Origin of the sequence: Nocardiopsis codii (genome assembly GCF_036327455.1) — a bacterium.
Classification (GTDB): Bacteria; Actinomycetota; Actinomycetes; order Streptosporangiales; family Streptosporangiaceae; genus Nocardiopsis; species Nocardiopsis codii.
The window spans coordinates 18,509-33,032 of the sequence record NZ_JAUZMY010000052.1 but is presented as its reverse complement, the minus strand read 5'-3'; the positions used below and the strand labels follow the sequence as shown (position 1 = coordinate 33,032).

11 protein-coding genes are annotated in these 14,524 nt (G+C 72.1%); 5 read left to right on the top strand and 6 right to left on the bottom strand.

The annotated features are described in order from the left end of the window. Positions 1-305 precede the first annotated feature (305 nt). Both Q8791_RS30310 and Q8791_RS30305 read left to right on the top strand, forming a co-directional pair. Entirely contained in the window at positions 306-938 is a 633-nt protein-coding gene (locus Q8791_RS30310) for a class I SAM-dependent methyltransferase (RefSeq protein WP_330095275.1), read from the top strand. Positions 939-1,246: 308 nt separating this feature from the next. Then, positions 1,247-4,390 carry a transglycosylase domain-containing protein gene (locus Q8791_RS30305; RefSeq protein WP_330095274.1) on the top strand — a complete coding sequence of 1,048 codons (3,144 nt, stop codon included), beginning with the start codon at positions 1,247-1,249 and terminating at the stop codon, positions 4,388-4,390. Between the two features lie 135 nt (positions 4,391-4,525). On the opposite strand, the gene Q8791_RS30300 is transcribed toward Q8791_RS30305, so the two are convergent. From Q8791_RS30300 to Q8791_RS30285, 4 genes are all read right to left on the bottom strand, one after another. Continuing rightward, the gene (locus Q8791_RS30300) at positions 4,526-5,590 is read right to left on the bottom strand and encodes a prenyltransferase/squalene oxidase repeat-containing protein (RefSeq protein ID WP_330095273.1); all 1,065 of its coding nucleotides are present in this window, start codon (positions 5,588-5,590) and stop codon (positions 4,526-4,528) included. Next, positions 5,590-6,309 (bottom strand): class I SAM-dependent methyltransferase, encoded by a 720-nt coding sequence (locus Q8791_RS30295; protein ID WP_330095278.1) that lies wholly within the window; start codon positions 6,307-6,309, stop codon positions 5,590-5,592. Before Q8791_RS30295 ends, Q8791_RS30300 begins: the two co-directional genes overlap by 1 nt. A 54-nt stretch (positions 6,310-6,363) precedes the next feature. Continuing rightward, on the bottom strand, positions 6,364-7,713 hold the full coding sequence (locus Q8791_RS30290; RefSeq protein ID WP_330095272.1) for a glycosyltransferase family 4 protein: 1,350 nt from the start codon (positions 7,711-7,713) through the stop codon (positions 6,364-6,366). Between the two features lie 173 nt (positions 7,714-7,886). Beyond that, positions 7,887-8,915: an MBL fold metallo-hydrolase gene (locus Q8791_RS30285; RefSeq protein ID WP_330095271.1), complete on the bottom strand. Its 1,029-nt coding sequence runs from the start codon at positions 8,913-8,915 to the stop codon at positions 7,887-7,889. Between the two features lie 370 nt (positions 8,916-9,285). On the opposite strand from Q8791_RS30285, the gene Q8791_RS30280 reads away from it, so the two are divergent. Continuing rightward, positions 9,286-9,912: a TetR family transcriptional regulator gene (locus Q8791_RS30280; protein WP_330095270.1), complete on the top strand. Its 627-nt coding sequence runs from the start codon at positions 9,286-9,288 to the stop codon at positions 9,910-9,912. 57 nt (positions 9,913-9,969) lie between these two features. Here Q8791_RS30280 and Q8791_RS30275 read toward each other — a convergent pair whose 3' ends face one another. Together Q8791_RS30275 and nadA are read right to left on the bottom strand one after the other, a co-directional pair. Further along, the gene (locus Q8791_RS30275) at positions 9,970-11,391 is read right to left on the bottom strand and encodes a sigma-70 family RNA polymerase sigma factor (protein ID WP_330095269.1); all 1,422 of its coding nucleotides are present in this window, start codon (positions 11,389-11,391) and stop codon (positions 9,970-9,972) included. 308 nt (positions 11,392-11,699) lie between these two features. Further along, entirely contained in the window at positions 11,700-12,698 is a 999-nt protein-coding gene (nadA, locus tag Q8791_RS30270) for a quinolinate synthase NadA (protein ID WP_330095268.1), read from the bottom strand. A gap of 135 nt (positions 12,699-12,833) precedes the next feature. Here nadA and Q8791_RS30265 point away from each other — a divergent pair, with 135 nt between their 5' ends. Both Q8791_RS30265 and Q8791_RS30260 read left to right on the top strand, forming a co-directional pair. Then, entirely contained in the window at positions 12,834-13,565 is a 732-nt protein-coding gene (locus tag Q8791_RS30265; RefSeq protein WP_330095267.1) for an NUDIX hydrolase, read from the top strand. 73 nt (positions 13,566-13,638) lie between these two features. Next, positions 13,639-14,310: an HAD family hydrolase gene (locus Q8791_RS30260; RefSeq protein WP_330095266.1), complete on the top strand. Its 672-nt coding sequence runs from the start codon at positions 13,639-13,641 to the stop codon at positions 14,308-14,310. Positions 14,311-14,524 lie beyond the last annotated feature (214 nt).

Here is a 14,524-nt window from a genome sequence, read left to right as displayed (position 1 = left end):
TTCCGAACCCGGTCGTTAAGTCTCCTTGCGCTGATGGTACTGCCCTGTGGTGGGGTGGGAGAGTAGGTCGCTGCCACGGTTTTTCTTTGGGGGGGTCGCCTTTGTGGGCGGCCCCCTTTTTTTGTGTACGGGGAGGTCCCTTTGGGGCCTCCCCCTTTTTTGTGTCCGCGGACTGTGTTCTCGGTGTGTTCTCCGGCCGCGCATTGTGTGTTTGTCGTGTGCGTTGTGAATGGTCGGTTCCGCCACTGCGGGACTCCGGACGGGGCGCCGACCGCCCCTGTTTCGGCCGGTGGGACAATCCCCGCATGACGAAGACAATCCCCGCCGACCTCCTGGCCGCCGCAGAGGAAGCCAAGGGCTTCATGCCCACCGACGAGGGCACGGTCCTCTTCGAGACCGCGGTGCGGTACTCCTCCGTCGGTCCTGTCGTGGAGATCGGCACGTACTGCGGCAAGTCCACCATCTTCCTCGGAGCGGCAGCCCGGGCGACCAGCACGAGGGTGCTCACCGTCGACCACCACCGGGGATCGGAGGAGCACCAGGAGGGCTGGGAGTACCACGACCCCTCTCTGGTGGACGGGGTCACCGGCAGGTTCGACACCCTCCCGCACTTCCGCCGCACGATCACGCGGGCGGGCCTGGACGACGAGGTCATCGCCGTCGTGGGCCGGTCCGCCGACGTCGCCGGCGTGTGGGGCACCCCACTGGGCATGGTCTTCATCGACGGCGGGCACAGCGAGGAGGCCGCCCAGAACGACTACGCGGGCTGGAGCCCCCATGTGGCCGTCGGCGGAGCCCTCGTCATCCACGACGTGTTCCCCGACCCGGCCGACGGGGGACGACCGCCGCACAACATCTACCTCAGGGCCCTGGAGTCCGGGCGGTTCCAGGAGGTCCGGGCGCTCGGCTCCATGCGCGTCCTCGAACGCGTCGCCTGAGCGTTCCGAGGGGCCCCGGGGTGTGTGCGCCGTCCCGGGGAACCCCGCGTCGGGCATCATCCGGACGCGGAACCGTCGCGTTCATGAGAAAGTGAGTTATTCGACGACTGACCCGATACACACTCGCCGGGGTAAGCCCCCGGTGAGAAGTGTGGGCGCCGTAACGGATCCGGTCCTGACATGGTTACGGCCGGGTATCGTGGCGTGAGGGCGGAGCGATGGTGGCGTTATTCCCCTCATTACCGCTTCAGTCCTGATTCGAACTGAACGATCAGGGGCACTCGCGCGTCAAACACAAGGACGGCACGGTGCCGGACGTGATTTGCCATGGGGGCGGGGAGCTGAGCGAGAGCACACGCGGCGAAGGCGGGGCGGATGGACAGCGTCCCGAGAAGCACACGCCGGAGACACAAGACACCTCTGCCGAAGAGCTGTCCAGCAAGCACATTTCTGAGAGTGGCACGCCCGCCGCACAGGGAGACCAGTCCCCTGACGACACCCCCGGAGAGAACGGGGTGGGCGAGCAGCCGGAGCCGGAGTTCATCAACCCGATCACCTTCAAGACCAGCGGCACGTTCCTGAGGGAACGCGTCGCGCAGAGCCTCGCGGAGCAGGGATTCGACGATCCCGACGTGACGGCGCGGCCCTCGGCCGACGGTACCGCGGACGACGCGAACGGTGAAGCCCCGCAGGGGGACGACGGGTTCGACGCCGGGGAGACCCCCACCCCGGCGTTCGAGCGCACCGAGCGCACCGAGTCCGCCGAGTCCGCCGGTTCCCCGGAGGGTGGGGCCGAGGACGGGCTCACCGCGAGGACCGAGGTCTTCCCCGCCGCGACGGACAACGCGGACGACGTCGGCGGGGGGGAATCCGCCGAGGCCTCCGCCGGCGTGCCCGACCCCGACCGGGACCTCTCGGCCGTCGCCGACGAGCCCCGGTCCGCAGCCGCGGAGGACGCACCCCCGGCGCCCGGGACCGTCGCCCCCGACAAGGCCGAGGCGGAGAGGATCGACGAGTCCTCCGCAGCCGAGACCGCCGCGCTCTGGCCCGCCCCGCGCCGCTTCTCGGACTACGCGACCGAAGAGTCCTCCGCCGCCGCCGCGGGAGCCGCGGCAGCGTCCGGGGCGGCCCCGGGCGGTGCCGGCGAGGGCAGTGGTACGCCGCGAGAGCACGGTCGGCAGGAGCCCTCCGGGGCGTCGGCCGCGCACGGTTCGGGCGGCCAGGGCGGCCCCCACGGACCCGGCGGGCCCAAGGGCCCCGCGGGACCCGGAGGGACGGGACCCGGCGGCCCCAAGGGCCCCGGAGACCCGAAGGCCGGCAAGGGCAAGAAGGCCAAGAAGCCCCTGTGGTGGCGGATCCTGGCGACCTTCCTCATCGTCACGGGCGTGTTCGTCGTCATCGGCGCCGCCGTGTTCGCGTACTTCTACACCACGGTCGAGGTGCCGGACGCGGCCAAGGCCGACGCCCTCGAACAGGGGTCGACCTTCTACTTCGCGGACGGCGAGACCGAGTTCGCCTACCGGGGCACCGACCGCGACCCCGTCACCTACGACGAGATGGTGGCGGGCGGCGACCACATCGTGGAGGCCGTCATCTCCGCCGAGGACCGCGGCTTCTGGGAGGAGCCCGGTGTGTCGGTCCGGGGGACGACCCGCGCCGTGTGGTCCACCGTCACCGGCCAGCAGGTCCAGGGCGGTTCCACGATCACCCAGCAGATGGTCCGCAACTACTACGAGGGCGTGAGCCGGGAGCAGACGGTCGCCAGGAAGATCCAGGAGATCATCATCTCCATCAAGGTCGACCAGAGCGAGTCCAAGGAGTGGGTGATGGAGCAGTACCTCAACACCATCTACTTCGGGCGCAACGCGTACGGCATCCAGGCGGGGGCCCAGGCGTACTACCACAAGGACGTCGACGAGCTCACTCCGGAGGAGGCGGCGTTCCTCGCCGCGGCGATCCAGCAGCCGACCCCCTTCGGCGAGGCCGACGTGGAGACGACCCCGGAGATGGAGCAGCGCTGGCGCTACGTCGTCAACGGCCTCGTCATCACGGAGGCCATCACCCAGGCCGAGGCCGACGCGATGGAGTTCCCCGCACCCGAGGCGGAGAAGCCCTTGGAGGGCAACGACCTCAGCGGGTACCGGGGGTACATGTACGAGGCCGTGATGCGGGAGATGGCGGACCTCGGGTACTCCGAGGACCAGATCAACCGGCAGGGCTTCTCCATCGTCACGACCTTCGACCAGGAGTTGATGGACGCGGCCTACGAGACGGTCGAGAGCTCGCTTCCTCCGGACGCCCTGCCCGAGGGCGTCAACGTCGGACTGACCACGGTCGACCCGGCCACGGGTGAGGTCCTGGCCTTCTACGGCGGTCACGACTACTACGAGAACCAGTACGACAGCGGGCTTCTGGGCGGGGCGCAGGCCGGCTCCGCGTTCAAGCCCTACGTCCTGGCCACAGCGCTGCAGGAGGGGTACAGCCTCCGGAGCATCGTGGACGGCAGCGGGCCGCGCAGCATCCACGGATCCTCGATCCAGAACGCCGGCAACGCGCCGGGCGGCCCCATGGACCTGGTCCAGGCCACCCGGGTCTCCAACAACCTCGGCTACGTCGAGCTGACGATGGAGACCGGCTACGAGAACGTCCGGGACACCGCGTACGCCGCGGGGCTGCCCGACGGGAGCATCCTGGACAACCAGCTCGTGCCCACCATGGCGCTGGGCGTCTCCACGGTCCGCCCGGTCGACCAGGCCAGCGGATACGCCACCTTCGCCAACGGCGGGGAGCACGTCGAGGCGCACGTGGTCAAGGAGATCATCGACACCGAGGGCGAGGACCTACGCCCCGAGGTCGAGAGCAACCGGGCGCTGGACGAGTCCACCGCTGCCGACGTCACCTACGCGCTCCAGCAGGTGATCGAGGGCGGCACCGGGTCGTCGGCCAACATCTGGTCGCACCCGGCGGCGGGCAAGACCGGTACCACCGACAACAGCGTCGCGGCCTGGTTCGTCGGGTACACGCCGCAGCTGTCCACGGCCGTGGGCGTGTACAACCAGAACAACCAGAGCTTCAGCATCCCCGGGTACGACATCTCCGGTGGCGGTGTGGCCGCGCCCATCTGGCGCGACTACATGACACGGGCGATGGAGGGGCGCGAGGTGGTCCAGTTCCCTGAGCCTGCCTTCGCCGGATCCACCCAGTACTGGGCGCCGGACCCGTCCACCCAGGAGCCGCAGGCGCCCCCGGAGGGGGACCAGCCGGAGCAGCCCGCAGACCCGGACGTTCCGACGGATCCGGTGGACCCGGGTATCCCGGAGCAGCCCGAGGTTCCGACGGATCCGGTGGACCCGGGTATCCCGGAGCAGCCGGACCCGGGCGGCGGCGGTGAGGTTCCGCCACCGGGGCCGGGCGAGGAGACGCGCCGGTCCGACGAGTGGAGCATCCCCTAGGGGGACGACACGGGCCCGGCCGGAGCAGAGGCCGGGAGAGGACACGGGGGAGCCCCGGCGGTGGTGCACCGCCGGGGCTCCCCCGTCGTTGTGCCGTCCTGGGCCCGCGGGACCCGGTGGGCGCCCGCGGCGCCGCTACCGGGCCGCGGGCTCCTCGTCCCAGGTGTGCAGGAACACCCGCGAGCCGGGCGTGGTCCCGGTGAGCGCGTCCACCGCCAGGATGACGGCGGCCGACGTCCACGTGCTGCGCTCCACCGGCCAGCGCACCTGCTCGGCGAACTGGTAGCCGGTCCAGTAGACCCCGTCGTGGGGATCGCGCAGGTGCTGCACGTCCCGCAGGACGCGGACGCCCCCCTCGACGTCGCCCACCGCGGCCAGGGTCAGCACCAGCTCCGAGGACTCGGCCGCGGTCACCCACGGCTGGTCGCTCACGCAGCGCACCCCCAGGCCCGGCATGACGAACGTGTCCCAGCGCTCCTCGATGCGCTCCTTGGCCGCGGCGCCGCGGACGGCCCCGCCCAGGACCGGGTAGAACCAGTCCATCGAGAACCTGCTGCGGTCGGAGAACAGGTCCTCACGCTCGTTGATCAGCACTGCCAGCCGGTCGGCGGCGGCCGTCCACCCGGGACGGTCGAGGCCGAGGCGCGCGCCCAGGGCGACACCGCACCGGAGGGCGTGGTGCACGCTCGCGCACACCGTCAACAGGGCGTGGTCGCCCGGTGAGCCGTCCTCCGAGCGCGCCCACAGGATCTCGCCGTGCTCGCCGCGCAGCCCCAGGACGAACTCCAGGCCGCTCTCCACCACGGGCCAGGTCCGTTCGGCGAACTCGGCGTCCCCGGTGACGAGGAGGTGGTGGAACAGCCCCACCGCCGGGTAGGCGGCGTGGTTGGCCTCGCGCAGATCCGTGACCGGCTCCCCCTGCCGGAACTTGGCGGGCCAGCCGCCGTCCCGGTGACGTGACCGCTCCAGCCACAGGTAGGCGAGCCGTGCCGCCTCGGCGTGCTCGGGCACGCTCCTCCCGGTGACGGTCAGCGCCATGGCGCACTCCACGTGGTCCCACACGTCGGTGTGACCGCCGGGGAACCAGGGGATGGCGCCGTCGTCCTCCTGGCTGCGCACCAGGTAGTGGGCTGAGCGGTGCAGCTGCTCGGCGCTGAGCACGCCGGGCAGGTGCAGGGCCGGGGCGGGGGGGACGGCCATCAGACGGCGAGCGGCTTGCGCACGTACACGACCACGCTCTTGCCGATGACCGGGTTGAGGAGCCGTTCGGCGATCCGGGTCACCTTCGGTGCCTGGAGCATGTCCCACACCAGCATGTCGTGGTACGCCTTGGCGAGCGGGTGGCCGTCGTTGTCCGTCCCCACCGCGCACTTGATCCACCAGTACGGCGCGTGCAGGGCGTGCGCGTGGTGGTGCGGGCCGATCTCGAAGCCGGTGGCCTTGAGCTTGGCCTCCAGTTCGGCGCGCGTGTAGATGCGGATGTGCCCGCCCTCGTTGGTGTGGTACTGCTCCGACAGCGCCCAGCAGAGGCGTTCGGGCAGGAAGCTCGGCACCGTCACCGCGGCGATGCCTCCCGGCCTGAGCACCCGGAACAGCTCCTTCATCCCGGCGGTGTCGTGCGGGATGTGCTCGAAGATCTCGGCCGCGACCACCCGGTCGAAGCTGTCGTCGTCGAAGGGCATGTCGAGGGCGTCGCCCTTGACGGTCTCGGCACTGGCCTCCTCGGGCGCCTCGCCCTCGTGGCGCATCGCCGCGAACATCGTCTCGACCTCGGCGAGGTCGCCGACGTTCTGGTCGAAGGCCACGATGTCGGCGCCGCGGCGGTAGACCTCGAAGGCGTGCCGGCCGCCGCCGCAGCCCAGGTCGAGAACGCGGTCGCCCGGTCCGACGGGGAACAGGTTGAAGTCGACGGTGATCAGTGGAGGCTCCCTAGGTGGTGCGGACGCGGGTGGTGGTGCGCGCGGTCCGCCGGTTCAGGCGCCGTTCGCGCGTGCCCGCGCGGGCGCGGGACGGGTGTCGTCGGCGGGGCGTCCGCCCCTGACGAGGTCGATGGTGGAGGCGTACCTCCGCGCGGTCAGCTCGGCGACCGCCCGCCAGGTGAAGCGCTCCTGGACGCGCTGCCAGGCGGCGGCGCCCATGCGTTCGCGCTCGGCGTCGTCGTCGAGCAGGGCGGCGAGCGCGTCGGCCAGGATCTCCGGGTCCCCCGGGGGGACGAGCCGTCCGGCGTCGCCGTCGGTCCCCACCACCTCGGGGAGGGCGCCGGCGTGGCTGGCGACCAGGGGCGTGCCGCAGGCCATGGCCTCCACGGCGGGCAGGGAGAAGCCCTCGTAGAAGGACGGGACGACCGCGACCTGGGCGCTCGCGACCAGTTCGGCCAGTTCCGTGTCGTCGAGGCCGCTGACGAACTCGACGCGGTCGCGCAGGCTCAGCTCGTCCACCAGCTGGTCGGTGGGGCCGCCCGGTCTGGGTCTGCTGACGATGGTCAGGGTGACGTCGCGTTCGGTGGCGAGTTTGGCGGCGGCGCGCAGGAGGACCGCCACGCCCTTGAGGGGGCTGTCGGCGCTGGCGGTGCACACGATGCGGCCGGGGACGCGCTCCAGTTCGGGGCGCGGGTGGAAGTAGCGGGTGTCCACGCCCAGCGGTGTGACCTCCATGGCGGCGGGGGCGACGCCGAACTCCCGGGCGATGTCGTCCGCCGAGGACTGGGAGGGGACCAGGATCGGGTCGAGTCTGCGGGCGACGCGGGCCTGCATTCCCACGAACCCGTACCAGCGGCGCTTGGAGAGCTTCTGGAGGCCCTTGGCCTCCTCCAGTTCGATCCGGCGGTCCACGCTGATGGGGTGGTGGATGGTGGTGACGAGGGGGAGCCCGGCGGACTTGATCCCCAGCAGGCCCCAGCCCAGGGTCTGGTTGTCGTGGACGACGTCGAACTCGTCCAGGCGGCGGCGCAGCTCGCGGTTGGCGCGCAGGGAGTAGGTGAGGGGTTCGGGGAATCCGGCGGTCCACATGGTGGCGACCTCCAGGACGTCGATCCAGTCGCGCCATTCGCGCACGGGCGGTGCGACGAAGGGGTTGGCGTCGTTGTAGAGGTCCAGGGAGGGGATCTTCTCCAGGGTGACGCCCTCGTCCAGCACCGGGTAGGGCTGGCCGGAGAGGACGGTGACCTCGTGGCCCAGGGCGGCCAGCTCCCGTGACAGGTGGCGGACGTACACGCCCTGCCCTCCCACGTGCTGCTTGCTGCGGTAGGACAGCAGGGCGACGCGCAGGGGGCGGTCGGCGGAAGGCCGTGGGCCCGGTCCCGTGTTGTTGCCCGGCTGGGTCAAGAGTCCACCTCTTCTTGGGTCGCTGGCCCGGTCGCCGCCGTGTGCCGCCGGTGCGCCGGCGGGGTGGTCGTCGCCGTCGAGGACGCGCGTGTGCGCCGGTGACAGGCGTGAGCGCCCCATATGTTACTCGGCAGTTGGGTTCGGGGCCGCGTCGGGCTGGTTGGTAAGGGATCCTATGCCGGGCGCTGTGCCGGGGCGACGGCGACCCAGCGCGGCAGGTCGTCCGATCCGGATCGGGCGGCGAGGCCCCGTGCTTGCAGGAGTCGCAGGTGGGCGGCGGTCTCGGAGGCGGCCATGTGGCGTGCCCGGACGCGCATGTCGTCCCAGGCCCGCTTCCAGCCGAGTCGTGACGTGACCTCCCACAACGTGGCGGGGCCCTCGGCGAGGAGCCCGGCGATCTCGTCCAGGCGCTGCTCGTGGTGCGCGGCGATCTCCTTCGCACGGCCCGCGAGGCCGGTGAAGCGGGTCTCGTGTGAGGGAAGGCACACCAGCCGGTCGGCGTCGGGGAGGCGGCCGACGCGCGCCTGGGAGCCGAGGAACGCGCCGAGGGGGTCGCCCTCCTCGGAGAGGAGGGGGAACTGGCCCACGTGCGGCGTGATGCGGGGCAGGACGTGGTCCCCGGTGAACAGTCGTCCGCCGTCGGCCAGGTACAGGCACAGGTGGCCGGGGCTGTGTCCGGGGGTCCACACCGCGCGGAGGTCGCGGCCGGGGAGGTCGACGGAGCCGCCGTCCTCCAGGGCGCGGTCGGGCACGGCCGAGGGGGTGAACGGGTGCGGTGCGCCCAGGAGGGTCCGGACGTCCTCGTCGGGGAACCCGGCGCGGCGCAGTTGGTCGGCGATCGCGGTGCGGCGGGTCTCCGCCGGGACGGAAGCCAGGTGTGCGGTGACGGCGATGTCGGCCGGGTGCATGGCGATCCAGGCGTCCGAGGCTCCGCGCAGGCGGCCGACCAGGCCGGAGTGGTCGGGGTGGAAGTGCGTGACCACGGCTCCCCGGACGTCGTCCACGGAGTGCCCGGTCTGTGCGAGCCCTCGGACGAGCGCCTCCCACGACTCGTCGTGGTCCCAGCCCGTGTCGATGAGGACGGGGCCGTCCGAGCTGGTCAGGACGTAGACGTAGGTGAAGCCGAGGGGGTTGCCGGGGATGGGCACCGGAAGGCTCCACACCCCGTCACCGAGGTCCTCGACGGGGGGCGCGTCAGGCATGGGGGGCGACCTCTCGCTAGAAACCGAATCCGGTTCGATTCTAGGTTGTGGTCGTTCCGGGGTCGCGGCCGGAGGGGGTGGAAGCCCGGGCCGACGCAAAGGCGGGCGCACATCAAGGAAGACCCTAAATAGAACATATTCTATAAAGCTTGGGCGGGATATCCGAAAACCATGGCGCTCTGTTCGTATTGCTACTGCTACGTCGTGCGATGAGGTGTGGATCATGGGCTTGAAGGACTGCGCGAGAGGGAAACCGTTGGATAACGTGTTCTCGTATGGCTGGAGTTCAGAGGAGCGCCAGCCGAATCCAGGCCCTCAGCGCCGTGGCGAGCGGGCGGCGCGCGGGCTGACGATGAATGGGAGAGATCCTGTGGCGGTGCAGGCGCCTAGCGGAAGCATGTCGCGAAGTCAGACCCAGCGCCGGAAGCGCATCGTGCAGACCGCGGCGGCCCTGGCCGTGCGCGGTGGCGTCGAGGCCATGCAGATGCGGTCGGTCGCCGAGCGTGCCGGGGTCGCCCTCGGCACCCTGTACAGGTACTTCCCCTCGAAGATGGACCTCGTGGTCGCCGTGGTCACCGAGGAGCTCGACCTCCTGGAGGGCGGCATCGTCCGCCGTCCGCCCACCGCGGACACCCCGGCCGAGCGCGCCGTCGACGTCCTGCTGCGCGCCACCCGGGGCCTGATGCGCGAGCCGGAGCTCGCCGACGCGCTCGTCCGGTCGCTCATCATGGCCGAGGTCAAGATCGAGCTGGACGTCCGCATCTCCGACCTGGTCTGGCGTGTGGCCACCGGCAACCTGGAGGGCGCCGACACCACCGCCTCGGAGGAGGGCGCCGCCGTCGGGGTCGACCGGTCCAGCACCGGCTACGTCCTGATCGGCTCGCTGACCAGTGTGTGGATCTTCGAGCTCGTCGAGGTCCTCAAGGGCCGACGCGACATCGACGAGGTCGAACGGCGGCTGCACACCGCCGCCGAGCACCTCCTGGTCTCCTTCTGACGCCCGCGTACACGTCCGGCCCCGACAGTCGCGCGGACGGTCGGGGCGGCACCGGCGTCAGCCACCGCCGAAGAGCAGCCCCAGCAGTCCGTTGAACAGACCACCGCCGCCGCCCCCGTCATCCGACTCGCCCTCGTCGGGCCGGCCGTCGGGGGCGTCGTCGTCTCCGGAGCCGCCCCCGTCCGAACCGTCGGAGCCGTCGCGGTCGGCGGGCGGGCTCTGCTCCCCCTCCGGCGGTACGGGCGCGACCCCGTCACCCGGCGCCCCGTCGCCGGTGGGCTTCTCGCTGGGCACGGCGTCCTCGGGCTCCTTCGGGTCCCCGGAGGGGGAGGGCGCGGTCGGCGCGTCCGCGGCGGACCGGGTCGGCTCGGCCTCGGGCTTGGCGTCCGACGCGGTCGACGCGGTCTCCACGTCCGACACGAGCGGGCCCCGCTCGGACTCCGCCGGGGCCGTGCCGATCACGGTCGAGGGGCCGCCCATGGCGCTCGCCCACGACCACAGGGCGACCGCCAACGCGACCGTGGCCAGGCCGGAGACGGCGGGGAGCGACCAGCGGCGGTGGTCGGACCGTGTGCGCGGCCCCTCCTCGTCCGGTGCCGGGCGCGGGCCGGGGAGCGGGGTCGCCTCCTCCTCGTGCGCCGGGTGGTCGGCGGTGGTCAGGCGGTCTCCGACCAGGGCGCGGGGGAGCGGTTCGGGGCCGGGTTCGGGCGTCTCCGGCGCCTCCCCGGGCTCTCCGGGGACACGGGACCGGTGCAGGGGGTAGCCCTCGCCGGTGAGCGGGTGCATCCCGGCGGTGATCCGGTCGCGGACCCCCGACATCTCGGGGTCGAGGCAGGTGCGGAGCACCCGGTCGCGCAGGCCGGGCGGCGGCCCGGGCGGGCGCAGCAGGGCCAGGGCGCAGGAGACGTCGTGGACCTGGGCGCGCCAGACCGCGGAACCGGAGGAGCCGGTGCCCCCGGTGTCCCCTGCGCCGTCCGGTCCCGGGCGCGGAGGGGCGGTGGAGTCCTCCGCCTCGGCCAGGCTCTCGGCCGCCCGGCGGATGGCGGAACGGGACAGCTCGCCGCAGATCGCGGAGTCCAGGCCCAGGACGCGGGCCGTCGCCGAGGTCGACAGGGCGTGCCGCAGGTTGAGCTCGACCAGTTCGCGGTGGCTGGCGGGCAGGCGGGCGAACATGCGGGCGACGGGGACCTCGGCGGGCACCGTGGCGAGCCGCGTGTAGGGGCTGACGTGCGCCAGGCCGCGCCGCTGGCAGGCCGAGCGGACCAGGGCGTACAGCCACGGGCCGCGGTCGGCAGGGTCCGCGCGGCGCGAGTCCAGGGCGATCCCTGCCACGAGCCCGTCGTGCACGGCTCCGGCGACCTGCTCCGGATCGTCGCCCAGAAGCGCCCAGGCGTACCGGTACAGGGGCTGTGAGAAGGCGTCGTAGAGCGCCTCGACCGCCGCTCGTGCTGGTTCGCCTGTTTCGCTACCTCTGGTCACGATTCTCCCCCCGCTTATCCGTGACGGTAGCGAGGGGGGAGGCGCTGTGTGGAGGAAACTGCCAGCTGTGTCCCGAAGGTAAGAGTTCTGTTACCCGAGGTTCGGCGACCGGACAGGATCGGCCGGGGGAGGCAAGGCGCACGCAGTGGCTCCGGGGCCGGCTCCGGGCTGCGTGTCCGAGGGTTTCCGGGGAAGCCGGAGGCGGGCCCACCCGCCTCCCGCGACCCCGCCGCAGGAGGCCGGGGGTCTCCGCAGAGCGGGACCCCCGGCCTCCCGGGGGCGGGGCGGACCGGAGTCCGGGCACCGGACTACTCGCCGCCCCTGGAGGGCGAGCCGATCTCGACCATGCGCTCGACGGACCGCCGGGCGCGCTCGGCCGTCGCGGTGTCGACCGTGATCTCCGTGGTGCCGAACCGCAGCGAGTTGAGCAGCTTGTCGGAGTCGATCATCTTCATGTAGTGGCACTCGGCGCGCGAGTTGACCGCCTCGAACTCGGTGGTCGGGTTGGCGCCGCGCAGCTGGTGCAGCATGCCGGTCTCGGTGGCGATCAGCACCTTCTTCGCGGTGGTGTTCTCCGCGGCGGTCAGCATCCCGCCGGTGGAGAGGACCTTCACGCGCTCCTGGGGGACGGCGCCGCTGCCCACGAGGTAGAGGGCGGAGGTGGCGCAGCCGCACTCGGGGTGGACGTACACCTCGGCGTCGGGTTCGGCGGCGACCCGCTCGCGCAGGGTGTGGCCGTCGATCCCCGCGTGCACGTGGCACTCGCCCATCCAGACGTGGATGTTCTCGCGGCCGGTGACCCTCTTGACGTGGGCGCCGAGGAACTGGTCCGGGAGGAAGAGGATCTCCCGGTCCTCCGGGATGGACCGGATGACGTCGGCCGCGTTGGAGGACGTGCAGCAGATGTCGGTCTCGGCCTTGACCGCCGCCGTGGTGTTGACGTAGGCGACGACGACCGCGCCGGGGTGCTCGGCCTTCCAGGCGCGCACGTCCGCGGCGGTGATGGTGTCGGCGAGCGAGCACCCCGCGTTCGGGTCCGGGAGGAGGATGGTCTTCTCCGGAGCGAGGATCTTCGCGGTCTCGGCCATGAAGTGCACGCCGCAGAAGACGATGGTTCCGGCGTCCACACTGGCGGCGAGGCGGGACAGTGCGAGGGAGTCACCGGTGTAGTGCGCCACGTCCTGGATTTCCGGGCGCTGGTAGTTGTGCGCGAGGATGACAGCGTCGCGCTCCTCTGCCAGGCGGTGGACCTCGGCGGCCCACTCCTGCCTGGTCATGGTGTCCGCTGTGGCGGTGACCGGTGCCATGTCCAACTACTTCCTTGGGGCTGTGGGCACGTCGTACGGGCTCCGTGCCGTGAGAGGCAGGTGCGGTGAACAGGTTTTCGTCTGTCAGGCACAAACCTGGTGCAGCTTAACATGGCGAGGAACGGAAGGGACAGGGTGGATATCCCGGAAGCAAACGGACAGGTCAGGGCATCCGTCTGCGGAGAGGCGGACCACGCGGTGCTGTCGGCACACGAGGCACTCGCCGTCGTCCTCCAGATCCGGGCGGGAGAACTGTGCGTCCTGCTGTGGCGCAGAGCGCTGCCCCCGTGCGAGGGGGACTGGGCCCTCCCCGGCGGGCGCCTCGGCGCGGGCGAGAGCCTCGGCGCGTCCATCCGGCGCCAGCTCGCCCAGAAGGTGGACGTGCGCGACCTCTCCCACCTGGAACAGCTGGAGACGCGCAGCGACCCCGACCGCGACCCCCAGCGCCGTACCCTGGCCACCGCCTACCTCGGGCTGGTGCCCGCGCACATCGACCCGGTCGTGCCCGCCGACACCGGCTGGCATCCCGCCGCGCACCTGCCGACCATGGCCTTCGACCACTCCTCCATCGTCCGCTCCGGCCGCTACCGGCTGCGCGCCAAGCTCAGCTACACCAACGTCGGGTTCGCGCTCGCGCCGCCCGAGTTCACCATGTCCGAGCTGTCCGGCTACTACCGGGCCGCCCTCGGGCACGACGTCGCGGCCACCAACCTGCGCCGTGTGCTCCTGCGGCGCGGGCAGATCGAGGAGACCGGCCGCGCGGTGCCCTCCGGGCGCTCGGGCGGGCGGCCCGCCGCCCTCTTCCGCTTCCGTACGAGGGGACTGGAGATCACCGACGCCTTCGCCGTGCTCCGGCCGCCCGGCTGACCGGGACCCACGTGGGGAATCACGCTCGGGCCGCTCCCGGGGCGGTTCCGGGGAGCTTGTAGACTCCCTGATCGTGACAATTCGTACCGTGGTGTTCGATGTCGGGGAGACGCTCGTCGACGAGACGCGCATCTTCGCCCGCTGGGCCGACCGCTTCGGCATCCCGCACATGGCGTTCTTCGGCACCATCGGCGGCGTCCTCGCCTCCGGCGGGACCCTCACCGACGGCTTCCGGCTCCTCGTGCCCGGATTCGACCTGGCGTCGGAGAGCGACCGGTGGCGGGCCGAGGACCCCGAGGGGGAGCGCGAGCACTTCGGAGAGCGCGACCTCTACCCCGACGTGCGCCCGGCCTTCGCGGCCATGCGCGACGCGGGGCTGTCCCTGGTCATCGCCGGCAACCAGCCGTCCGAGGCGGGCCCCGCCCTGTCCGCCATGGACCTGGGCGTGGACGGCATCGGCATCTCCGACGACTGGGGCGTCCAGAAGCCCCGGCCCGAGTTCTTCGACAGGGTCGTCGAGCTCGCCGACCGGACCCGGCCCGGCATCACCCCCGGGGAGATCCTCTACGTCGGCGACCGCGTCGACAACGACGTCCTCCCCGCGGTCCGGGCCGGTATGCGCGCGGTCCTGCTCCGCCGCGGCATCTACGGCTACCGCCACTCCGCGACGCGTGACGCGGAGCGGGCCGACGCCGTCCTGGACGACCTCCACCGGCTCGCCGCGTGGATCGCCGGGCGCGACTGACCCGCGCCCCCCGCGGAACCGGCCCACGGGCCGGGCCCACGAACGGGCCCGGCCCGTTCGCGTGTCCGGGGCCGGTGCGGGGGAGGGGCCGCCGAGCTACCGACACCACCGTCCACGAAGGACACGAGGTCCCGGTCGGGTCACGGCCGAGACCATACCGTTTGACCCACCTGCCCACGGGTAGCGTGCGGACGGCCTGCTCACCGTCCCCGTA

What these genes read in the sequence shown, in the direction of transcription:
- Q8791_RS30310 (WP_330095275.1), top strand. Translation starts at nt 306, where the DNA reads ATGACGAAGACAATCCCCGCCGACCTCCTGGCCGCCGCAGAGGAAGCC.
- Q8791_RS30300 (WP_330095273.1), bottom strand. Translation starts at nt 5,590, where the DNA reads ATGGCCGTCCCCCCCGCCCCGGCCCTGCACCTGCCCGGCGTGCTCAGC.
- Q8791_RS30285 (WP_330095271.1), bottom strand. Translation starts at nt 8,915, where the DNA reads ATGCCTGACGCGCCCCCCGTCGAGGACCTCGGTGACGGGGTGTGGAGC.
- nadA (WP_330095268.1), bottom strand. Translation starts at nt 12,698, where the DNA reads ATGGCACCGGTCACCGCCACAGCGGACACCATGACCAGGCAGGAGTGG.